This is a genomic window from Mesorhizobium sp. L103C105A0 (genome assembly GCF_000502215.1).
GTDB lineage: Bacteria > Pseudomonadota > Alphaproteobacteria > Rhizobiales > Rhizobiaceae > Mesorhizobium.
This window is the reverse complement of sequence record NZ_AYXF01000002.1, coordinates 634490-656981: the sequence shown is the minus strand read 5'-3', so window position 1 is coordinate 656981 and position 22492 is coordinate 634490. Positions and strand designations below refer to the sequence as shown.

General features: G+C 63.9%; 20 protein-coding genes and 1 other RNA gene. 20 read left to right on the top strand and 1 reads right to left on the bottom strand.

Translation table 11 applies throughout. The features are described from left to right. Positions 1–29 precede the first annotated feature (29 nt). The 4 genes from X727_RS156630 (at position 30) to X727_RS01000000164470 (ending at position 1937) form a co-directional block, all read left to right on the top strand. A complete protein-coding gene (locus tag X727_RS156630) occupies positions 30–734 on the top strand; it encodes a transglycosylase SLT domain-containing protein (RefSeq protein WP_023729353.1) in 705 nt (234 codons plus the stop codon). A gap of 50 nt (positions 735–784) precedes the next feature. Continuing rightward, positions 785–1182, top strand: an RNA gene (rnpB, locus tag X727_RS1000000165545) — RNase P RNA component class A. Between the two features lie 180 nt (positions 1183–1362). Then, positions 1363–1647 carry a type II toxin-antitoxin system ParD family antitoxin gene (locus X727_RS156635; protein WP_023735972.1) on the top strand — a complete coding sequence of 95 codons (285 nt, stop codon included), beginning with the start codon at positions 1363–1365 and terminating at the stop codon, positions 1645–1647. Positions 1648–1772: 125 nt separating this feature from the next. Further along, on the top strand, positions 1773–1937 hold the full coding sequence (locus X727_RS01000000164470; protein WP_245259999.1) for a type II toxin-antitoxin system RelE/ParE family toxin: 165 nt from the start codon (positions 1773–1775) through the stop codon (positions 1935–1937). 9 nt (positions 1938–1946) lie between these two features. On the opposite strand, the gene X727_RS156640 is transcribed toward X727_RS01000000164470, so the two are convergent. Beyond that, the gene (locus X727_RS156640) at positions 1947–3062 is read right to left on the bottom strand and encodes a cystathionine gamma-lyase (protein WP_023735971.1); all 1116 of its coding nucleotides are present in this window, start codon (positions 3060–3062) and stop codon (positions 1947–1949) included. 402 nt (positions 3063–3464) lie between these two features. Here X727_RS156640 and mraZ point away from each other — a divergent pair, with 402 nt between their 5' ends. From mraZ to ftsZ, 16 genes are all read left to right on the top strand, one after another. Continuing rightward, the gene (gene mraZ / locus X727_RS156645) at positions 3465–3938 is read left to right on the top strand and encodes a division/cell wall cluster transcriptional repressor MraZ (RefSeq protein WP_023682144.1); all 474 of its coding nucleotides are present in this window, start codon (positions 3465–3467) and stop codon (positions 3936–3938) included. Beyond that, on the top strand, positions 3935–4951 hold the full coding sequence (gene rsmH / locus X727_RS156650) for a 16S rRNA (cytosine(1402)-N(4))-methyltransferase RsmH (protein ID WP_023714771.1): 1017 nt from the start codon (positions 3935–3937) through the stop codon (positions 4949–4951). Before mraZ ends, rsmH begins: the two co-directional genes overlap by 4 nt. A 4-nt stretch (positions 4952–4955) precedes the next feature. Next, positions 4956–5348: a hypothetical protein gene (locus tag X727_RS156655; protein ID WP_023682142.1), complete on the top strand. Its 393-nt coding sequence runs from the start codon at positions 4956–4958 to the stop codon at positions 5346–5348. A gap of 14 nt (positions 5349–5362) precedes the next feature. Continuing rightward, on the top strand, positions 5363–7087 hold the full coding sequence (locus X727_RS156660; RefSeq protein WP_023833906.1) for a penicillin-binding protein 2: 1725 nt from the start codon (positions 5363–5365) through the stop codon (positions 7085–7087). Positions 7088–7141: 54 nt separating this feature from the next. Next, positions 7142–8596, top strand: coding sequence for a UDP-N-acetylmuramoyl-L-alanyl-D-glutamate--2,6-diaminopimelate ligase (locus X727_RS156665; protein WP_023815574.1), 1455 nt, complete (start codon positions 7142–7144; stop codon positions 8594–8596). Beyond that, positions 8593–10026, top strand: a complete 1434-nt coding sequence (locus tag X727_RS156670) for a UDP-N-acetylmuramoylalanyl-D-glutamyl-2,6-diaminopimelate--D-alanyl-D-alanine ligase (protein WP_023815573.1) — start codon at positions 8593–8595, stop codon at positions 10024–10026. Before X727_RS156665 ends, X727_RS156670 begins: the two co-directional genes overlap by 4 nt. Positions 10027–10044: 18 nt before the next feature. Beyond that, positions 10045–11127 carry a phospho-N-acetylmuramoyl-pentapeptide-transferase gene (mraY, locus tag X727_RS156675; protein WP_023668273.1) on the top strand — a complete coding sequence of 361 codons (1083 nt, stop codon included), beginning with the start codon at positions 10045–10047 and terminating at the stop codon, positions 11125–11127. Between the two features lie 8 nt (positions 11128–11135). Continuing rightward, on the top strand, positions 11136–12536 hold the full coding sequence (murD, locus tag X727_RS156680; protein ID WP_023815572.1) for a UDP-N-acetylmuramoyl-L-alanine--D-glutamate ligase: 1401 nt from the start codon (positions 11136–11138) through the stop codon (positions 12534–12536). Further along, positions 12536–13687: a putative lipid II flippase FtsW gene (ftsW, locus tag X727_RS156685; RefSeq protein WP_023668275.1), complete on the top strand. Its 1152-nt coding sequence runs from the start codon at positions 12536–12538 to the stop codon at positions 13685–13687. The genes murD and ftsW overlap by 1 nt, the downstream gene beginning before the upstream one ends. A gap of 1 nt (position 13688) precedes the next feature. Further along, positions 13689–14813: an undecaprenyldiphospho-muramoylpentapeptide beta-N-acetylglucosaminyltransferase gene (gene murG / locus X727_RS156690; RefSeq protein ID WP_023833905.1), complete on the top strand. Its 1125-nt coding sequence runs from the start codon at positions 13689–13691 to the stop codon at positions 14811–14813. After that, positions 14813–16219: a UDP-N-acetylmuramate--L-alanine ligase gene (murC, locus tag X727_RS156695; protein WP_023668277.1), complete on the top strand. Its 1407-nt coding sequence runs from the start codon at positions 14813–14815 to the stop codon at positions 16217–16219. Before murG ends, murC begins: the two co-directional genes overlap by 1 nt. Beyond that, positions 16216–17181 carry a UDP-N-acetylmuramate dehydrogenase gene (murB, locus tag X727_RS156700; RefSeq protein ID WP_027050618.1) on the top strand — a complete coding sequence of 322 codons (966 nt, stop codon included), beginning with the start codon at positions 16216–16218 and terminating at the stop codon, positions 17179–17181. The genes murC and murB overlap by 4 nt, the downstream gene beginning before the upstream one ends. Before the next feature lie 303 nt (positions 17182–17484). After that, positions 17485–18411, top strand: coding sequence for a D-alanine--D-alanine ligase (locus tag X727_RS156705; protein ID WP_023744604.1), 927 nt, complete (start codon positions 17485–17487; stop codon positions 18409–18411). Next, positions 18399–19340: a cell division protein FtsQ/DivIB gene (locus X727_RS156710; RefSeq protein WP_023725356.1), complete on the top strand. Its 942-nt coding sequence runs from the start codon at positions 18399–18401 to the stop codon at positions 19338–19340. Before X727_RS156705 ends, X727_RS156710 begins: the two co-directional genes overlap by 13 nt. Next, positions 19337–20644, top strand: coding sequence for a cell division protein FtsA (ftsA, locus tag X727_RS156715; protein WP_023688034.1), 1308 nt, complete (start codon positions 19337–19339; stop codon positions 20642–20644). Before X727_RS156710 ends, ftsA begins: the two co-directional genes overlap by 4 nt. Positions 20645–20710: 66 nt before the next feature. Further along, complete coding sequence (ftsZ, locus tag X727_RS156720) at positions 20711–22369, top strand: cell division protein FtsZ (protein WP_023833904.1); 1659 nt, start codon at positions 20711–20713, stop codon at positions 22367–22369. Positions 22370–22492: the final 123 nt, after the last annotated feature.

Genomic DNA, 22492 nt, shown 5'->3' with positions numbered 1-22492 from the left:
CTTCGCGCGGCCAAACAGAACAGGACCACATGCAGAAATTGACCGTTGTAACGGCAGCTATTGCTGCCGGAGTAATGACTTTTGCCTTCAGCACGGCCGATGCCGCACCAGTGAGCCAGAGGGCAGACCAGGGCTTCATCGCCGCACCCGCCAAGGCCACCATGACGAAGGCAAACCCGAAAGCAAAAAGGGCAACCACCGCGAAAGTGCGCAAAGCAGCCGTGGTGAAGGCCAGAAAAGCCACGGCCAAGAGGCATTTTAAGCGCAACAGGAAGAGCGTCGACCTGACGACGACCGCATCGATCCGCCCAAGCACCGCTGCGGAGTCGACTGCGGCAGCCGCGCTTGGCGGCCAGTATTCGGCAATCATTGCCCGCTATGCTGCGGCCGAAGGCGTGCCGGTGTCGCTGGCCCAGGCGGTCATCAAGATCGAGAGCAACTACCGGCCGAACATCGTCGGCAGCGCGGGTGAAATCGGCCTGATGCAGATCAAGCCGGCAACGGCGCGGATGATGGGGTATAGCGGCTCGGCCAAGGGTCTGTTCGATCCCGACACCAACATCAAATACGGCATGAAGTACCTTGCCATGGCGCGCAATCTCGGCGGCGGCACCACCTGCGGCACGATCCTGAAATACAATGCCGGCCATGCCGCGACGCGGATGAACCCGGTGTCGGCGGCCTATTGCGGCAAGGTCAAGGTGCAGTTGGCGGCATTGGGATCGCCGGCATAAGTCTGCTTTTTCATTTGCGTTTTGGAACGTGAACCCCTTTATACGCTCTGCCAGCTGGCCGGGCGGCCGCACCCGCAAAGCCGAAAGGCTGCGGGTGAGGAAAGTCCGGGCTCCATGGAGACACGGTGCCGGTTAATGGCCGGCGGGGGCGACCCCAGGGAAAGTGCCACAGAAAGCAAACCGCCACGATTTATCGGGGCAAGGGTGAAAGGGTGGGGTAAGAGCCCACCGCGCGACTGGCAACAGGAGCGGCACGGTAAACCCCACCGGGAGCAAGACCGAATAGGGACGGTGCGAGGGGAAACCTTCGAGGGCTGTTTCCGGCTCACCGTCCGGGTAGGTTGCGTGAGGCGCATGGCAACATGCGCCCAAGATGAATGGCCGCCACGTTCTCGCCCCGAAAGGGGCGAGGGCCATACAAAACCCGGCTTACAGGCCAGCTGGCAATTTCTCCCCCATATCGCGATTAATCCTTTGGATCAGCAGTCTGCGCCTTCGGGCGCAGCTGGCGATTCAGGTGCTTGAGCGATTGAATCAAGTACGCATGCTGGGGTCGAGACAAACGCATCCTTGAAGCTGGTACGATTTAATCGTACCATGATTGTCATGGTTTGATCAGGAGCGCATCATAGGTCACGTCGACAAACGCAGCATCACGCTTTCGCCGGAACTGGCGGCGGCGGTCGACGATGTCGTGGCCGCCGGCGAATATGCCTCGGCCAGCGAAGTCATCCGTGATGCGCTGCGGCAATGGAAAGACCGCCGCGATCTTCTCGGCTACACGGTCGAGGAATTGCGCAGGCTGATTCAGGAGGGGATCGACAGCGGACCGGCGGTGGACGGCCAGCCCTTCATGGACCGGCTGCGAGCCAAATATCAGAGGATGTCGGAAGCTGCAGGCTCGGAAGAGTGAAATATCGGCTGCTTCCTCAGGCGATATCAGATGTCGAAGGCATCGGTGACTACATTGCGGAACATAGCCCAAAGGGAGCCATGCGCCTTGTGGACGCTTTGGAGAGGCGCTAGACACTGCTCACCTTGCACCCGTTCTCAGGTGCGCCGCGCGATGATATCGCGCCCGGCATTCGTCATCTGATCGTCGGCGAATATGTCACTCTGTATCGCATGGGCGAAGACGCGATCGAGATCGTCCGCGTTTTGCACGGCAGGCGCGATATTGGCGCCGACGACTTGGTGACCTAATCCACCAGTTCAGACGCCGATCTTGTCCAGCGATGCCTCGATCGCCTGCCAGAGTTCTTCCACCGGCTCGCAGCCCACCGACAGGCGCACGAAGCCGGGCGGAACCGAATCTCCTCGCTTGGCCCGCCGCTCGGCGGAGGTGTGGACACCCCCGAACGACGTTGCCGCCTGCATCAGCGTGCAGTTGTTGATGAAATCCTCGGCCTTTTCCTGGGAGAGGAGTTCGAAGGACACGAGGAAGCCGAAGCGCTCCATCTGCGCCCGGGCGAGGTTGTGCGACGGGTCGCCCTCCAGCCCGGGGTAGCGCAAGCCGCTAACGGCGCGATGGTCTTTCAGGCGCTTCACGATCACCTCGGCAGAAGAACACATGCGGTCGAAGCGTACGTCCAGCGTCTCCAGGCCGCGATGCACCAGCCAAGCCTCGAACGGGCCGGGTATGCCGCCCGCGGTCTCGCGCCAGCCGGTGACGGCCGCGATGATATCTGGATTGCGGCTGGCGACATGGCCGAACAGCACGTCGGAATGCCCGTTGGCCGCCTTGGTGTCGGCAGCAACGATGATGTCGGCGCCGAGATCGAGCGGACGCTGGCCGAACGGCGTCATCGTGGTGTTGTCGACGACGACGATCGCGCCCGCTTGGTGCGCGGCCTCGGTGACGGCTGTGATGTCGCAAATGTCCAATCGCGGATTTGACGGGGTTTCAACGTAGACAAGGCGGTAGCCGTCGAAGCCGCCGTCGAGGAATGTAGCTGTCGGCCGCAGATCATAGGCGACGCCGAAGGGCTTGAGGAAACGTTCGGCCAGCGCGCGTGTGGCATGGTAGCCGTCCGAAGGCAAAAGCACGCGGTCGCCGGATTTCAACAGGCCGAAAAACACCGCCGAGATTGCCGCCATTCCTGAGGGGAAGCCGACGCATGGCGCGTCTTCCAGATGCGCCAGCATGTGCTCGACCGCATCCCAGGTGGCGTTGCTGTAACGGCCGTACTGACTGTAGCCGGCGCCGTCGCCCGGGTTGTGGAAAATAGCGGCCATGGTCAGCGGCAATGGGATGGGGTCGCCTTTGACAAGTCCGTCGCGACGCAGATGGGCAAGGGAGGCCGCGCGGGACCTGGCTGTTTCGGACATGGATTTCTGACCTTGTTGCTCAGCGAAAAGACTGACGACGCTATTCGCGGCAGTGATGCGCGGCAAGCCGCTTCCGCTTGGGCCAGCCCGCTCTAAACGGTTCGTTAGGCTTAATGGGAGATAAAGACGGGAGTGTTGTCAGAGCTGCTCTCACCGGTTGTGGCGCGCGCGTTTGTGAAGCCTGTTCCCGTTGACGCCCATAGTGCCCCATGATATCCCATTTCGATACCAAAGCCTTCGTTCCGCGTCAGGGTAAAGCGTACGCCAATCGGGCAGCCGCGGCGGCTGTGCGTTTGCGGCGTTTTGCCGCTGGGAGCGAAGCGGATTTTCGGCAGGGGACGCGCTTCGGCGCGGACGAAAACATGGAGAGGGGTGCGGCGGCGGAAGCGGCTGCAGCGTGTCATGGACCGGTTTCTGTCAAGCGCGGTGAACAGGATCGATGCGAAGGGGCGGGTCTCCGTTCCGGCGCATTTCCGCGCGGTCGTGCAGAAGCGCGGCTATTCGGAACTCTATGCGCTGCGCGGCCTGGACGTGCCTGCGATGGATGTCGGCGGGCTCGATCTGCTCGACCGCTACGAGCAGCGCATCGCGCTGGAAGACCCTTTTTTGCAGACGGCGGACGATATGTCGTTCTTCTGCCATGGCGACGGGACGTTCCTGAAGCTCGATCAGGATGGCCGCATCACGATGAGCGATTTCATTCGCGAGCATACGGGCATCACGAGCGAAGTGGCCTTTGTCGGCCGTGGCAATTTCTTTCAAGTTTGGGAGCCTGGACGGCTGGCCGCCTATGGGGCGCAGGCGCGCGCTCGGCTTTTGCAGCTTCGGCAGGGGACGAAGGCTCACGAGGCCAAGGCTGGGGAGCGGCCGGAATGATGGCGGATCACGGCGATGATCTTAGCGCCGTTGGCGGACCGGTCCGCCACATTCCGGTCCTCCTCGCCGAAGTGCTGGAGGCGCTCTCACCCAAAGCCGGCGATGTGATCGTCGACGGCACGTTTGGCGCCGGCGGCTACACCAAGGCGATCCTGGCGAGCGGCGCCTCGGTGGTGGCGATCGATCGCGATCCCGATGCGATTGCCGCCGGGCGCGGCCTGGAACAGCAATCCGGCGGCAGGCTGAGGCTGGTGCAGGCGCCGTTCTCGACGCTGGACGAACAGGTCGAAAGCGCCGACGGCGTTGTCCTCGACATCGGCATTTCCTCCATGCAGGTCGACCAGCCCGAGCGCGGCTTTTCGTTCCGCACGGACGGGCCGCTCGACATGCGCATGGCGCAGGCGGGTTTGAGTGCTGCCGACGTCGTCAATTCGTTCAAGATAGGCGACCTTGCCCGCATCTTCGGCTTCCTCGGCGAAGAGCGGAATGCCGGGCGCATTGCCCGCATGATCGAGTCACGCCGCGAAAAACGTCCGTTCGAGCGCACGCTCGATCTCGCCGACGCCATCGAAACGCATATCGGCCGCGCGCCGAAGGACAAGATTCATCCGGCCACCCGCGTCTTCCAGGCGCTGCGCATTTTCGTCAATGACGAGCTGGGCGAATTGGCCAAAGCCCTAATGGCGTCCGAGCGGGTATTGAAGCCCGGCGGGCGGCTTGCGGTGGTGACGTTCCATTCGCTGGAAGACCGCATCGTCAAGCGCTTCATCGCCGACCGCGCCGACGTCGCCACCGGCTCACGTCATTTGCCCGAGGCGCACGCGCGCACTGCGACCTTCCGCAAGGCTGGTGGCGGCGTGACGGCAGGTGATGCCGAGGTCGCTGCCAATCCGCGGGCGCGCTCGGCTAGGCTGCGTACCGCCATCCGCACCGAGGCGCCGGCGCGCGCCGGTGATCTCACCATTTTCGGCCTTCCAAAGCTTCCCGGCATCCAGGCGCCGCGAGAGAGGTGAATACGTGTTTCGAACCAGCGACATAGTCCTGATCGCCGTCATGGTCTCGGCCGCGGCCCTGACCTACAAGGCCAAGCGCGAGGCCGAGGAACAGCTGGCTTCGGTGCAGAAGATCGAGGCGCAGATCCGCTATGAGGAGGACACGATCGACCTGCTCAAGGCCGACTGGAGCCTGCTGACCCAGCCGTCGCGCCTGCAGAAGCTGGCTGAAATCTACAAATCGCAGCTCGCACTCGAGCCGGTCAATGCGCGGCAGATCGTCGGGCTCGACGACCTGCCGGCAAAACCGCTCAACATCGAGGACCTGTCGTCGCAGCGGCTTGGCGGCATGGCCGACAATTCCGGCAAAGGACCAGCCGACAAGGATCCCGTGGTGACCGGAGCCATCGTCCAATGATCGCTGGATTTCCAATGCGCGCCAAACTTCCGTCGGTCGGCAAATTGCTGAAGCGCCACGCACGGACCGGCGAGGACGGCTCCATCGTGGTCGAAGGCGCGCGCAAGGCGACCGGCGGCAAGGCCAAGACCCGCATCGTGATGACGATGGCGGTGTTCTTCGGCATTTATTCGACCATCGCCGGGCGGCTGGTCTATCTCGGTTTCCAGTCCCCCGACATGTCGAATGGGCCGCAAAGCCGGGTGACGGCGTCGCGTCCCGACATCGTCGACCGCAACGGCGAGGTGCTGGCGACCGACATCAAGACGGCATCGCTGTTTGCCGAGCCGCGCCGCATCGTCGATGCCGACGAGGCGATCGAAAAGCTGTCGACCATTCTGCCAGATATCGACCCCGAGCAGACCTATCACAAGCTGAAAAGCGGCGCCGGCTTCGTCTGGCTGCAGCGGCAGCTGACGCCCAAGCAGCAGGCCGACATCATGCAGCTCGGCATTCCCGGAATCGGCTTTCGCACCGAAAAGCGCCGCTTCTATCCTGCCGGCGTGACCTCGTCCTACATTGTCGGCCTCACCAACATCGACAATCAGGGCATCTCCGGCATGGAGAAATACATTGACGAGCAGGGCCTGAGCGACCTGCAGGCCTCAGGCCTTGCGATCGCCAAGGATCTGAAGCCGGTTCAGCTGTCGATCGACCTGCGCGTCCAGCATGTGGTGCGCGACGAGATTGCCGCCGGCCTCGAGCGCTATCGGGCCATGGGCGCCGGCGCCGTCGTGCTCAACATCAAGACCGGCGAAGTGGTGGCGATGGCCTCGGTGCCGGATTTCGATCCGAACAATCCCTTCAATGCGCAGGACAAGGATCGGCTGAACCGCATGTCGGCCGGCCTCTACGAGATGGGCTCGACCTTCAAGAGCTTCACCTCGGCCATGGCGCTCGATTCCGGCAAGGCGAACATGAACAGCCGTTTCGACGCCTCGCACCCAATCCGGGTCGGCCATCAGGCCATCCACGATTTCCACGGCAAGAACCGCGTGCTGTCATTGCCGGAGGTGTTCCTTTACTCCTCCAATATCGGATCGGCCCGTGAGGCCGAAATGGTCGGCATCGAGGGGCACCGCGAATTCCTGCATCGCCTTGGCCTTCTGGACAGGATGCAGACCGAACTGCCTGAAGTCGCCCGCCCGACCGAACCGAAGGTCTGGAAGCAGGTCAACTCCTTCACCATCGCCTTCGGCCATGGCGTGTCGACGACGCCGCTGCAGGCGGCCGTCGGCTGCGCGGCGCTGATGCAGGGCTATTTGATCCCGCCGACTTTCCTGGTCCGCAGCGAGCAGGATGCCATGGCGGTGGCCAAGAGAGTGGTCAGCGAAAAGACTGTGGAGGGCATGCGCTACCTCTACACGCTCAATGCCGAGAAAGGCTCGGCCAGAAACGCCAGGGCCCCCGGCTACCGCGTTGGCGGCAAGACCGGAACCGCCGAGAAGGTGATCAATGGCCGCTACTCGAAGGAACTGAATTTCAACACCTTCGTCGCCGCCTTCCCGATGGACGATCCGCAGTATCTGGTGTTTACGATCGCTGACGCTCCGCACCCGGAAAAGCCCGGAATGACCGACGTCGCCGCCAACAATGCGGGTGTCATGGCCGGAAACATCATCAGGCGGGCAGCCGCCATGCTTGGCGTGAAGCCAGATTTCAGCCATGAAAATGGCGCAACGCTGGTTTCCTATCAGTGATTCTTAGGGCGCGCCGGCAACTGCGCGCCATTTTGTTGAGATAAACGGGGTTCGATGCACCTGAGAGATTTAGCCGGTATCCTGCCTGTCGAGGGAACATCTTCCCGCGATGTGGAGGTAACCGGGATTTCGTCGGATTCCCGCTCGGTCAAGACCGGCGTGGTCTTTTTCGCGCTCGCCGGCAGCAAGGCGGATGGTTCGGCCTATGCCGCCGATGCGGCAAAGCGCGGCGCAGCGGCGGTTGTCGTTGGCAAGGCCAGCGCCGTTTCCGGTCTGTCCGTCCCGGTGCTCAGTGTCGACGACGCACGCCTGGCGCTGGCGCTGAGCGCGGCACGTTTCTTCGGCAGCCAGCCGGAGACCATGGTCGCGGTTACCGGCACCGCAGGCAAGACCTCGGTCGCCGCCTTCATCCGGCAGATCTGGGAGCAGGCCGGCTTTGCCGCCGCGTCCATCGGCACCACCGGCGTGGTGGCGCCGGGCCGCAACGACTACGGTTCGTTGACCACACCCGATCCAGTGGCTTTGCACCAGTTGCTCAAGGAATTGGCGGAGGCCGGCGTCACACACGCCTCGATGGAAGCCTCCAGCCACGGTCTCGACCAGCGCCGCCTCGATGGCGTCAAGCTCGCCGCGGGCGGCTTCACCAATCTCGGCCGCGACCATATGGACTATCATCCGACGGTCGAGGATTACCATCGCGCGAAATTGCGCCTGTTCGACACGCTGCTGCCGAAAGGCGCGCCGGCGGTCATCTTTGCCGACGATCCGTGGTCGGCGCCGACCATCCAGGCTGCGCAGGCCGCCGGGCTCAAGGTGCTGACGGTCGGCCGCCATGGCGATTTCCTGCGCCTGAAGCGGGTCGAGCACGAGCGCCACCGCCAGCGCGCCGAGGTCGAAGCCGACGGCGTGCTCTACGAGATCGACCTGCCGCTCGCCGGCGACTTCCAGATCGCCAATGCCCTGGTTTCGGCCGGGCTGGCCATTTCCACTGGAACGCCGGTCGCCAAAGCTTTGATGGCATTAGAGAAACTTCAGGGGGCACCGGGACGGCTCGACCTTGTCGGCGCCACCGCCAATGGCGCGCCCGTCTATGTCGACTATGCCCACAAGCCGGATGCGCTGGAAAATGTGCTGGCCGCCGTGCGCCCGTTCACCACCGGCCGCGTCATCGTCGTGTTCGGCTGCGGTGGCGACCGCGACCGGGGCAAGCGGCCGATCATGGGCGGAATCGCCACGCGGCTCGCCGATGTCGTCATCGTCACCGACGACAATCCGCGCTCGGAAGTGCCGGAAACGATTCGTGCCGCGATCCTGGCAGCCGCACCCGGCGCCATTGAAATCGGCGACCGCCGCAAGGCGATCCACGAAGCGGTCGCCATGCTCAAAGCGGGCGATACGCTGATCGTTGCCGGCAAGGGCCATGAAGAGGGCCAGACCATCGGCGCCGAGACGTTTCCGTTCTCCGACCACGAAGAAGTCCGCTCGGCGCTGCGGGAGCGGGCCGCATGAGCGTGCTCTGGACTTCCGAGGCGCTGGTCGACGCCATGGGCGGTCGGCCGCTTGGGCCGATGCCGGAGGGAATTTCGGGGATCTCGATCGACAGCCGCAGCCTGCAGCCGGGCGACGCCTTCTTCGCCATCAAGGGCGAGGCGATGGACGGCCATGACTTCGCGACCGCGGCGATCAAGGCCGGCGCCGGCGTTCTGGTCGTCGCCGAAGGCAAATTGCCGTCGCTTGGGCGGCTGACGGCGCCGATGATCGTCGTGCAGGATGTGCTGGCAGCACTGGAGAAACTCGGTGTTGCCGCCCGCGCCCGTTCCAACGCAAAAATCATCGCGGTGACCGGATCGGCCGGCAAGACCACCACCAAGGAGGCGCTGCGTCATGTGCTGTCGGCCGTTGGCAAGGTGCACGCGTCGGCGCAGTCGTTCAACAACCATTGGGGCGTGCCGCTGACACTGGCGCGCATGCCCGACGATTGCGATTACGCCGTGTTCGAGATCGGCATGAACCATCCCGGCGAAATCCGGCCACTGGTCAAGATGGTCCGCCCGCAGGTCGCCATCGTCACGCTGATCGCCGCCGCCCATCTCGGCTTCTTCAAAAACCTCGAAGAGATCGCCAAGGCCAAGGCCGAGATTTTTGAAGGCATCGAGCCCGGCGGTGCGGCCTTGCTCAACCGCGACGATGCGCGATGGAAGCTGCTCGACAAGATGGCGCGAGCCGCCGGCGTCGAACATGTCTTTGGCTTCGGCGAGAATGCACGGTCGACCTACAAGCTGACCAAATGCGAGCTGCATGCCGATCATTCCGACATCACCGCCAGGATCGGCGGGCAGGATGTGACGGCGCGCATCGGCGCGCCCGGCCGCCACATGGTACAGAACGTCCTGGCGGTGCTCGGCGCCGCGCATTTGGTTGAAGCCGATATCGGCAAGGTGGCCTTGGCACTGGCCGATCTGTCGGCCGAGCGTGGCCGTGGGAAGCGCCATATGCTTCGCCACCCCAAGGGACCGATCACACTGATCGACGAGAGCTACAACGCCAATCCGGCCTCGATGGCTGCTGCCATGGCGCTGCTCAACGCGACGCCTGTCACGGGCGAGGGCCGGCGCATCGCCGTGCTCGGCGACATGCTCGAGCTCGGCGACCATTCGGCCAAGCTCCATGCAGCCCTTGCCGAGTTGATCGTCGGCACCGGCACAAACACGGTCTTTCTCGGCGGTCCGGAAATGCAGGCGCTGGCAGACATCCTGCCCGACGAGATCAAAACGGAATACCGCGCCGGCGCCGAGGAATTGAAGCCGCTGCTGTTGTCGACGCTGAAGGCCGGCGACGTGGTGATGATCAAATCGTCGAAAGGCATCGGCTTTTCAAAGCTGGTCGAGGCCTTGCTCGGCAAATATCCGGCGGAAGCCGCAGGCACGAAACAGAACTAGTCCGGGGAACGGAATCGTATGTTTACATTGCTCGTCGATTTTGCGGACAAGGTCTCGGTCTTCAATGTCTTCCGCTACATAACTTTCCGCACCGGCGGTGCGCTGATCACCTCGGCGCTGATCGTCTTCATCTTCGGGCCGACCATCATCAATTCGCTTAGGCTGCGGCAAGGCAAGGGCCAGCCGATCCGCGCCGATGGCCCGCAGACGCATTTCAAGAAGGCCGGCACGCCGACGATGGGCGGGCTGATGATCCTGTGCGGCATCGTCGGCTCGTCGCTTCTATGGGCGAACCTCTCCTCGATCTATGTCTGGGTGGTGCTCTTGGTGACGCTGGGCTTCGGTTCGATCGGCTTTTACGACGACTATCTCAAGGTAACCAAGCAGTCGCATCTCGGCTTTTCCGGCAAGGCGCGGCTGGCGCTGGAATTCGTCATCGCCGGCATCGCCGCCTGGGCGATCATGCATAATGGCCAGGCGCCGTTCTCGTCGTCGCTGACCTTCCCCTTCGCCAAGGAATTCATCATCAATCTCGGCTGGTTCTTCGTGCCGTTCTCCTGCTTCGTCATTGTCGGCGCCGGCAATGCGGTGAATTTGACCGATGGCCTCGACGGGCTGGCGATCGTGCCGATCATGATTGCGGCGGCATCCTTTGGCGTCATCGCCTACCTCTCCGGCAATGCGGTGTTCGCCGAATATCTGCAGATCCATTTCGTGCCCGGCACCGGCGAGCTGGCTGTCGTGCTTGGCGCCGTCATCGGCGCCGGCCTCGGCTTCCTCTGGTTCAACGCGCCACCGGCGGCGATCTTCATGGGCGACACCGGTTCGCTGGCCATGGGTGGCCTGATCGGTACGGTCGCGGTCGCCACCAAGCACGAGATCGTGCTGGTCATTGTCGGCGGATTGTTTGTCGTGGAAATCCTGTCGGTCATCATTCAGGTCGGCTACTTCAAGATGACCGGCAAGCGCGTGTTCCTGATGGCGCCGATCCATCATCATTTCGAAAAGCTCGGCTGGACCGAAAGCCAGGTGGTGATCCGCTTCTGGATCATCGCCGTCATCCTGGCGCTGGTCGGCCTGTCGACCCTCAAGCTGAGATAGGAACCCGCTTGATCCCCGCCGCATCCTTTTCGGGCAAACGCGTTTCGCTCTTCGGGCTCGGTGGCTCGGGGATCGCCACGGCGCGCGCGCTGATCGAGGGCGGCGCCGACGTGCTTGCCTGGGACGACAATCCCGATAGCGTCGCCAAGGCTGCTGACCAAGGCATTGCGACCGCCGATCTGCGCGGCGCCGACTGGTCGAAATTCTCGGCCTTCGTGCTCTCGCCCGGCGTGCCGCTGACGCATCCCAAGCCGCACTGGACGGTGGAGTTGGCGCGTGGCTCCGGCGTCGAGGTGATCGGCGATATCGAATTGTTCTGCCGCGAGCGGATTGCGCGCGAGCCTGATGCGCCGTTCATCGCTATCACCGGCACCAACGGCAAGTCGACGACCACGGCGCTGACCGCGCATATCCTCAAATCGGCAGGGCGCGACACGCAGATGGGCGGCAATATCGGCCGGGCCATCATGACGCTCGATCCACCGCAGGCTGACCGGGACTATGTCGTCGAGTGTTCGTCCTACCAGATCGATCTCGCGCCCTCGATCAACCCGACGGCCGGCATCCTGCTCAACCTGACGCCCGACCATCTCGACCGCCACGGCACCATGCAGCATTACGCTTCGATCAAGGAGCGGCTGGTTGCCGGCAGCGAGACGGCGATCGTCGGCGTTGACGATTCCTGGTGCGCGCAGATCGCTGACCGGCTGGAGAGGGCGGGCCGGGAGGTGATCCGCATCTCCAAGCGGCTGCCGCTGACCGACGGTTATTTCGCAGACGGTTCCGATCTGATGGAAGCCGTCCATGGCCGCTACAGCCGCGTCGCCTTCCTCGAAGGCATCGGTTCGTTGCGCGGCCAGCACAATGCGCAGAACGCGCTTGCCGCTGTTGCCGCCTGCCTCAGGGTCGGCTTGAGCCTGGGCGAGATCCAGGCGGGACTGGAGAGCTTTCCAGGCCTCGCGCATCGCATGGAGCAGGTCGGACGCAAGGACCACGTGCTGTTCGTCAACGATTCCAAGGCGACCAATGCCGATGCGGCGGCACCCGCGCTGTCGAGTTTTTCGCGCATTTACTGGATCGCCGGCGGACTGCCCAAGGAAGGCGGCATCGAGCCGCTGCGCGGTTTTTTCCCACGCATCGCCAAGGCCTATCTGATCGGCGAGGCGGCGCCCGCGTTCTCGGCGACGCTCGGCGAAGCCGTGCCCTATGAAATCTCGGGCACCCTGGCCGCCGCGGTCGACCATGCCGCGAAAGACGCGGCCAAGGATGACAGCGGCGAGGCGGTGGTGCTGCTGTCGCCGGCCTGCGCCAGTTTCGACCAGTTCAAGAATTTCGAAGTTCGCGGCGAAGCCTTCAGGCAAGCTGCGAATGCTATCGAGGGTGTCAAACCCATCGGAGGGGCACGATAATGCAAAGCCGTCTCGACAAAAGCCCGGTTGCAACCTGGTGGTGGACGATCGATCGCTGGTTCCTGGCGGCGTTCCTGTCGCTGATGGGGCTTGGCATTGTCTTGTCCTTTGCGGCAAGCCCGGCGGTGGCCGAACGCATCGGCCTCGACAGTTTCCACTTTGCCACCAGGCAGATCATCTTCACCGTGCCGGCGCTCGGCGTGATGCTGGCAGTGTCCTTCCTGGAATCGCGGCAGATCCGGCGCATGGCGCTGATCATCCTGGGCATCATGCTGGTGCTGATGGTGGCCGTGCTCTATATCGGCGTCGAAGTGAAAGGCGCACGGCGCTGGGTGTCGTTTGTCGGCATGTCGATCCAGCCGTCGGAATTCCTGAAACCCGCCTTCGTCATCGTCTGCGCCTGGCTGTTCGCCGAACACAAGCGCCAGCCCGACATCCCGGGCAATTTGTTTGCCATGCTGCTGCTGATCCTGGTCATCTCGCTTCTGGTGGCGCAGCCCGATCTCGGCCAGACCATGCTGGTGACCGGCACCTGGGGCGTCATGTTCTTCATGGCCGGCCTGCCCTGGCTATGGATCATCGCGCTTGGCGCCACCGGCGCCGGCGGCCTGTTTGCCGCCTACACTGTGTTCCCGCACGTTGCCGCCCGCATTGACAAATTCCTGACCGGCGAAGGCGACACGTTCCAGGTCGACATGGGCCGCGAGGCGCTGATCAACGGCCACTGGTTCGGCGTCGGGCCGGGCGAGGGCACGGTCAAGCGGGTCATTCCCGACGCGCATGCCGATTTCGTGTTTTCGGTCGCCGGCGAAGAGTTCGGGTTGATCATGTGCTTCTTCATCATGTCGATCTTCGCCTTCATCGTGCTGCGCGGCTTGAGCACGGCATTGAAGGAACATGATGATTTCACCCGCTATGCCGTCGGCGGTCTGGTCACCGTGTTCGGCCTGCAGTCGGTCATCAACATGTGCGTCAACCTGCAGCTGATGCCGGCCAAGGGCATGACGCTGCCTTTCATCTCCTATGGCGGCTCCTCGCAGATCGCCATTGCCATCTCGATGGGCATGGTGCTGGCGCTGACGCGCAAGCGACCGGAAAAGCGCAAGCAGATGGGCTTTGCCCTGTCGCAGCGCGCCCTGCCGGCGGAGTGATATGGCGCGGGGTGTCATCCTTCTCGCTGCTGGCGGAACAGGCGGACATCTGTTTCCGGCCGAGGCGCTGGCGCATGAGCTGATCGAGCGCGGCTGGGGCGTGCATCTGGCGACGGACGACCGCGCCGAGCGCTTTGCCGGCCATTTCCCGGCCGCCGCCATCCATCCGATCCAGTCGGCGACGATGGGCTCGAAAAACCCTGTCGCGCTGCTTGGCGCGTTCTGGAAGATCTGGCGCGGCGTGCGCCAGGCCTCCGCCGTCATCGCCAGGATCAAGCCTGATGCGGTCGTCGGCTTTGGCGGTTATCCGACCTTGCCACCGCTCTATGCCGCGACGCGTCGCAAGCTGCCGACGCTGATCCATGAGCAGAACGCAGTGATGGGCCGCGCCAACCGGGCGCTGTCCGGGCGCGTCGATGCCATTGCCGGCGGCTTCCTGCCGCAAGATGAAAGTGCCACAGGCGCCAAGACGGTGACGACAGGCAATCCGGTCAGGCCGCCAATCCTGGAGGCGGCCAAGACGCCCTACACCGCATCCCAAGGGGCGGATCCGTTCAGGCTCCTGGTGTTCGGCGGCAGCCAGGGCGCGCAGTTCTTTTCCGACGCCATGCCGACGGCGATCGCACTTCTGCCGGAGGCGCAGCGCAAGCGGCTGGTGATCACCCAGCAGGCCCGCGCCGACGACGTGGCGCGGGTGAAGGCTGGCTATGCGGCACTCGGCGTCCATGTCGAGGTCTCGCCCTTCTTCACCGATATGGCACAGCGCATGGGCGCGGCGCATCTGGTGATCTCGCGCTCCGGCGCCTCGACGGTTTCGGAGATCGCCGTCATCGGCCGGCCGGCGCTGCTGGTGCCTTATCCCTATGCGCTGGATCACGATCAGGCGGCGAACGCAGCCGCCCTTGCCGCGGCGGGCGGCGGCGAGGTGCATCCGCAATCGTCACTGTCGCCGGAGCGCATCGCGGCTCTCATTGGCGGGCTGATGGACTCTCCCGAGCGGCTGACGGCCATGGCTGCCGGAGCGAAGTCGGCTGGCCGGCCCAACGCGGCACGGTTGCTCGCTGATCTCACAGAGGCTATTGCGTCCAGAAAAACCGTTTCGGATTTCAGGAAAGGGACGCATTGATGAAGATGCCGCAGACCATCGGCCTTGTGCATTTCATCGGCATTGGCGGCATCGGCATGAGCGGCATCGCCGAGGTTCTGCACAATCTCGGCTACAAGGTGCAGGGTTCGGACCAGGCCGACAGCGCCAATGTCCAGCGGCTGCGCGACAAGGGCATCGAATGCTTTGTCGGCCACAAGGCCGAGAATATCGGCGCGGCCGAAGTGGTTGTCGTCTCCACCGCGATCAAGAAATCCAATCCCGAGCTGAAGGCCGCGCGCGAAAAACTGCTGCCGATCGTGCGCCGGGCCGAGATGCTGGCCGAACTGATGCGCTTCCGCCAGGCGGTCGCGATCGGTGGCACGCATGGCAAGACCACAACCACGTCGATGGTGGCGACGCTGCTCGATGCCGGCGGGCTCGACCCGACGGTGATCAATGGCGGCATCATCAATGCCTATGGCACCAATGCCCGTATGGGCGATGGCGAGTGGATGGTGGTCGAAGCCGACGAAAGCGACGGCACCTTCCTCAAGCTGCCGGCCGAGATCGCCGTCGTCACAAACATCGATCCCGAGCATCTGGACCATTATGGCAGTTTCGACAAGGTGCGCGAGGCGTTCCGGCAATTCGTCGAGAACGTGCCGTTCTACGGTTTTGGCGTGATGTGCACCGACCATCCGGAAGTACAGGCGCTGGTCAGCCGTATCGAGGACCGCCGCGTCATCACCTATGGCGAGAACGCGCAGGCCGATGTGCGTTTCACCAACCACCGCATGGCCGGTGCCGTCTCGGCATTCGACGTGGTGATCCGCGACCGCAAGACCGGCGGCCAGACGACGATATCTGATCTGCGGCTGCCGATGCCCGGCCGCCACAACGTCTCCAACGCCACCGCCGCAATCGCGGTCGCGCATGAACTCGGCCTGTCGGCCGAAGCGATCAAAAAAGGGCTGTCGTCCTTTGCCGGCGTCAAGCGGCGCTTCACCCACACCGGCTCGTGGAACGGCGTCGACATCTTCGACGATTACGGCCACCACCCGGTCGAGATCACGGCGGTGCTGAAAGCGGCGCGCAGCGCCACCAAGGGCCGCGTCATCGCCATTGCGCAGCCGCACCGCTTCACCCGGCTGCATGATCTGTTCGACGAATTTTCGGTCTGTTTCAACGATGCCGACACCGTGATGGTGGCGCCGGTCTATGCGGCGGGCGAGGAGCCGATCGACGGCGTGACCTCGGAGGCGCTGGTGTCGCGCATCCGCTCCGGGGGCCATCGCGATGCGCGCTACGTCGAAACCCCTGCCGCGATTTCGCCCGTCATCCGCGCGTTGGCGAAACCGGGCGACTTCGTCATCTTCCTGGGCGCCGGCAACATCACCCAATGGGCCTATGCGCTGCCTGGGGAACTCGGCGGTACCGTCTCATGATGCGCGGCCAGGACCTGCTCGACAAACTTGGCGACCGGCTTGCCGGCCTGCGCGGCCGCATCACGCCCAATGCCGAGATGGACAAGATCACATGGTTCCGCGCCGGCGGTCTGGCGGACGCCCTGTTCCAGCCGGCCGACGAGGAGGATCTGGCTGCCTTCCTGCGCGCCGTGCCGGAGGACATCCCGCTCACCATCGTCGGTGTCGGCTCCAACCTCCTGGTGCGCGACGGCGGCATTCCGGGTTTCGTCATCCGGCTTTCGGCCAAGGGCTTTGGCGAAGCCGAGGTGGTTTCGCCGACCGTCATCAAGGCCGGTGCTGCGACGCCCGACAAGCGCGTCGCGGCCGTCGCTTATGAGGCCGGTATTGGCGGCTTTCATTTCTATCACGGCATTCCCGGCGCCATCGGCGGGGCGCTGAGGATGAATGCCGGCGCCAATGGCGTCGAGACGCGGGAACGTGTCGTCGAGGTTCGGGCGCTCGACCGCAAGGGCAATCTCCACACCCTCAGCAATGAAGACATGGGCTATGCCTATCGTCACTCGGCCGCACCTGCCGGGCTGATCTTCACCTCCGCCGTTTTCGAAGGTGTTCTGGAAGACCAGGAGGCGATCAAGGCGGCCATGGACGCCGTCCAGACGCATCGCGAGACGGTGCAGCCGATCCGCGAGAAGACCGGCGGCTCGACCTTCAAGAATCCGGAAGGCACCTCGGCCTGGAAGGAAATCGACAAGGCCGGCTGCCGCGGGCTGATGATCGGCGGCGCGCAGATGTCGCCGATGCACTGCAACTTCATGATCAACACCGGAACAGCGACCGGATACGACCTCGAATATCTCGGCGAGACGGTGCGCGCCCGCGTGCTTGAAAATTCAGGCATCCGCCTGCAGTGGGAAATCAAGCGGCTCGGCAATTTCCGCCCCGGCCATGCCGTGCAGGAATTCCTCGGACAGCTTCTTTAGCGCAAGCTGAAGTTCATGTGATGCTTGAACTTCAAACGGTCTGAAACAACAGCGCCACCGTTGCTCCAAAGACTCACAACACGCTTTTTCCGGCCGTTTTCGCGGAAAGTGAATCTGTCGGAATCATAAGCACTTGCCAGCGAATCAACTCTCTGATTCTCTGCCTTAAAGCGTTTCCTGATTTGAGTCGTTCGACGCGTCGACCGCGTTTTCCGTCTGGGGGGGCAACCTGCCGGGAGACTCGGACTCAATCTGGTCGCTGAATGCGTGGTTGCGGGCCCGCCGTGAGAGGGATGACGGGATATGAAGAACAAGCATGTGGCTGTCCTCCTGGGCGGATTCTCGTCCGAGCGGCCCGTGTCTCTGTCTTCGGGAAAGGCGTGTGCGGATGCGCTTGAGAATGAAGGCTACCAGGTTACGCGCGTCGATGTTGCGCGCGATGTCGGCGCCGTGCTCACCGAACTCAAGCCCGATGTCGTCTTCAACGCACTGCACGGCCCGTTCGGTGAAGACGGCACCATCCAGGGCATCCTCGAATATCTGGCCATTCCCTACACCCATTCGGGCGTGCTCGCCTCGGCGCTCGCCATGAACAAGGAGCAAGCCAAGAAGGTCGCCAAGGCTGCCGGCATCGCGGTGGCGGAATCGAAGGTTGCCAGCCGCTTTGCCATCCAGAACAAGCATCCGATGAAGCCGCCCTACGTGGTCAAGCCGGTCAATGAAGGCTCAAGCTTCGGCGTCGTCATCGTGCATGAAGGGCAGTCGCATCCGCCGCAGGTCATCGGCTCGTCCGAATGGAAATATGGCGAGACCGTCATGGTCGAGCGCTACATCCATGGGCGCGAGCTGACCTGCGCCGTCATGGGCGACGTGGCGCTCGGCGTCTGCGAGATCATTCCGACCGGCCATTCCTTCTACGACTATGATTCAAAATACGTCGCCGGCGGATCAAAACACGAAATCCCTGCTAAAATTTCATCAAATATTTACCAAAAAATACAGACACTGGCGCTCAAGGCACATCTGGCTATCGGCTGCCGGGGCGTTTCCCGATCGGACTTCCGCTATGACGACCGTCACTCCGAAAACGGCGAGATTGTCTGGCTCGAGATCAACACTCAGCCGGGCATGACGCCGACGTCTTTGGTGCCTGAAATCGCCGCCCAGGCCGGGCACTCGTTTGGCAAATTGTTGAGTTGGATGGTGGAGGACGCTTCGTGTCTGCGTTGAAATGGGGACAGGACAAGGGCAGGGGCGGCGCCGGGCCGGCGCTGTTCGGCATGCCGTTGTCGTTCGACCATTTCGTGCTGCCGCGCGTGCTGCGCCGGCCGGTGCGCGTGCTGGCGCGCCTGGGCGGCGGCGACTTCGTCGCGCCGCGCTTTTCCGCGGCCATCCTGTCGGCTTCGCTCATTGCATCAAGCAGCCTCTATGGCGCCATTCTCGGCGGTCATGCCGACGACATCGTCCAGAGCATCACCGCCCGGACCGGCTTTGCCGTCGACCAGATCAAGGTGGTCGGCAACCGCCAGACTTCGGAGATCGACATATTGGACCGGCTCGAGCTCGACGGCTGGACGTCACTGATCGGCTTCGATGCCGAGGCCGCGCGTGAACGTATTGATACCTTGCCCTGGGTCGAAGTGGCGGCGGTGCGCAAGGTCTATCCACATACGCTGGAAGTGCGTGTCGAGGAGCGCGAGCCCTTCGCGCTCTGGCAGCAGGGCGCGGAGCTTTCGGTCATCGAACGCTCCGGCGCGGTGATCGCGCCGTTCTCCGGCGGCAAGCAGGCGCTGCTGCCGCTGATCATCGGCACCGGCGCACCGGCCAAGGCGCCCGACTTCGTGGCCAAGATCAAGAAATTTCCCGAGCTCGCGGCTCGGGTCAAAGGCTATATCCGCATCGGCGAACGGCGTTGGGACCTGAAGCTGGAAAACGGCATCACGATCAAGCTGCCCGAGGATGGCGAGGATCAGGCGATCGCCGACCTGGTTCGGATGGACCACGACAACGGGCTTCTGACGCGGGACATCGCCGCCGTCGACATGCGCATCTCCGATCGCCTGGTGGTGCAGCTGACGCCGGAAGCGGCGACGCAGCGCCAGGCCGCGCTCAATGAAAAGCCGCAAAATCTGAAGCGCAAGTCGGGGACGAAGATATGAGCTGGCTTGGCGGCAACAGCGATGCCTCTTCGCGGCGTTCCGGCACGCTCACCGTGCTGGATGTCGGCTCGAGCAAGGTTTGCTGCGTGGTGGCGAAACTGAAGCCGCGCGAGGACGGCAAGCTGTTGCGCGGCCGCTCGCACCGCATCCAGGTAATCGGCATCGGCCACCAGAAATCGCAAGGCGTGAAGTCGGGCGTGGTCGTCGATCTCGACCGTGCGGAGCACGCCATTCGCCTGTCCGTCGACGCCGCCGAACGCATGGCGGGACTGACGGTGGATTCGCTGATCGTCAACATGACGGCGGGCCGGCTGAAGAGCGAAACCTATTCGGCCACGATCAATCTCGGTGGCCATCAGGCCGACGAAGCCGACATCAAGCGCGTGCTTGCCGCCGGCGCCAAGCAGGCGCTCAAGGCCGAACGCGACGTGATCCATTCGCTGCCCGTCGGCTTTTCGCTGGACGCCGAGCGCGGCGTGCGCGATCCGCGCGGCATGGTCGGCGACCAGCTCGGCGTCGATATGCATGTGCTGACGGGCGATGCCGCGCCGCTGCGCAATCTGGAGCTCTGCATCAACCGCTCGCATCTTTCGGTCGAGCGCATGGTGGCGACGCCCTATGCCAGCGGGCTTGCGGCCCTGGTCGACGACGAACTGGAAATGGGTGCGGCCTGCATCGACATGGGCGGCGGCACGACGACCATCTCGGTGTTTTCGGAAGGCAAATTCGTCCACGCCGATGCCATTGCCATCGGCGGCAATCATGTGACGCTCGATATGGCCAAGGGCCTGTCGACCTCGCTCGACGCCGCGGAGCGGCTGAAGGTGATGCATGGTTCGGCGCTGCCTGGCAGTGCCGACGATCGCGACCTGGTCTCGATCCAGCCGATCGGCGAAGACGGCGAGATGCCGCTGCAGATCCCGCGCTCGGTGATGACGCGCGTCATCCGCGCCCGCATCGACGAGACGCTGGAACTGTTGCGCGACCGGCTGAACAAGTCGGGCTACGGCAATGCCGTGGGAAAACGCGTCGTGCTGACCGGCGGCGCCAGCCAGCTTGCGGGTCTCCCCGAGGCGGCGCGCCGCATTCTGGGACGCAATGTGCGCATCGGACGCCCGCTCGGCGTGGCGGGCCTGCCGGAAGCTGCCAAGGGGCCGGCTTTCTCGACGGCGGTCGGGCTGCTGATCTATCCGCAGATGGCGAGCTTCGAGAGCCATCCGGCGAAAGGAATTTCCGGTCTCAGGATGACCGGGACGGGCGGAAAACTGCATCGCATGAGTCAGTGGTTGAGAGACAGTTTCTAATTGACGGGGACAGCCCCATAGGCGGCCGCGGCGGCGAAGCGGCGGGAAAGGCAAAGGACGGAGACAATGACGATCAATCTGCAAAAGCCGGACATCACCGAGCTCAAGCCGCGGATCACCGTATTCGGTGTCGGCGGCGGCGGCGGCAATGCCGTCAACAACATGATCACCGCGGGCTTGCGCGGTGTCGAGTTCGTCGTGGCCAACACCGATGCACAGGCGCTGACCATGTCGAAGGCCGAGCGGCTGATCCAGCTCGGCGCGCATGTCACCGAGGGGCTCGGCGCCGGCTCGCAGCCTGAAGTGGGCCGTGCGGCGGCGGAAGAGTGCATCGATGAGATCATCGATCATCTCTCCAGCACCCATATGTGCTTCGTCACCGCCGGTATGGGTGGCGGCACCGGAACCGGTGCGGCTCCCGTGGTTGCCCGCGCGGCGCGCGAACGGGGTATCCTCACCGTCGGCGTCGTCACCAAGCCGTTCCATTTCGAAGGCCAGCGCCGCATGAAGACGGCGGATCTCGGCATCGAGGAGCTGCAGAAATGTGTCGATACCCTGATCGTCATCCCCAACCAGAACCTGTTCCGGCTGGCCAATGACAAGACCACCTTTGCCGACGCCTTCGCCATGGCCGACCAGGTGCTCTACTCCGGTGTTGCCTGCATCACCGACCTGATGGTCAAGGAAGGTCTGATCAATCTCGACTTCGCCGACGTGCGTTCGGTGATGCGCGAAATGGGCAAGGCGATGATGGGCACCGGCGAAGCTTCGGGCGAGGGCCGCGCGATGGCCGCCGCCGAGGCGGCGATCGCCAATCCGTTGCTCGACGAGACCTCGATGAGGGGCGCCAAGGGCCTGCTGATCTCGATCACCGGCGGCCGCGACCTGACCCTGTTCGAAGTCGACGAGGCCGCGACCCGCATCCGCGAGGAAGTCGATCAGGACGCCAACATCATCCTCGGCGCCACCTTCGACGAGGAACTCGAAGGCGTCATCCGCGTCTCGGTGGTCGCCACCGGCATCGACAAATCGGCAGCTGAAATTGCCGCGGCGCCGATCTCGATCCGGGCCGTGCCGCCGCAGCAGAAGCCGGTCAGCCGCCCAGCGGCTTCGGGGGCGGAAGGCCGTCCGGCACCGGTCCAGCAGCAGACCTATGAGCAGCGCGCGGCCGATCCGGTGGCCGAGGCGATCCAGCTTGCCGAGGCCAATGCGGCGGCAATGGCTCGTCCGGCGCCGATGGCCCAGGCGGAAGATTTCCGCCCGCAGAGCAAGATCTTCCAGGCCCCGCCTGCCCAGCCGCAGCCTGTCGTGCAGCAGGTGATGCAACCGGCGCCGCTGCGGGAAATGCCGCAGCCGGTGGCTGCCGCACCGCAGCGCATGCCGCGGGTGGAGGATTTTCCGCCGGTGGTGCGGGCCGAGGTGGAAGCCAAGGGCCGTCCGGCCGACCATGAAAACAGCGGGCCGATGGGGCTGCTCAAGCGGCTGACCAACGGACTGACGCGCCGCGAAGAAGAGCCGGCCCGGTTGCAGCCGGCACAGCCGCGCGAACCGAAACTGCGCCAGGCGGCGCCGGAAATGCGCCGCCTTGCCAGCCAGGATCCGCAGCTTTACGCGCCGCGCCGCGGCCAGCTCGACGATCAGGGCCGGTTGACGCCGCAGACCAGGTCGACCCAGGAAGACGACCAGCTGGAGATACCGGCTTTCCTGCGCCGCCAGGCCAACTGAGCCGTTAACGGTATGTAACACTTGTTAACAGGCAGACGAGAGATTGTCTGCCTGTTAACGTTTAAAGGGGTTTAATAACAAGGCGTTACGATGTGACGCTCAAGGTCTGTCGCGGTTACACAG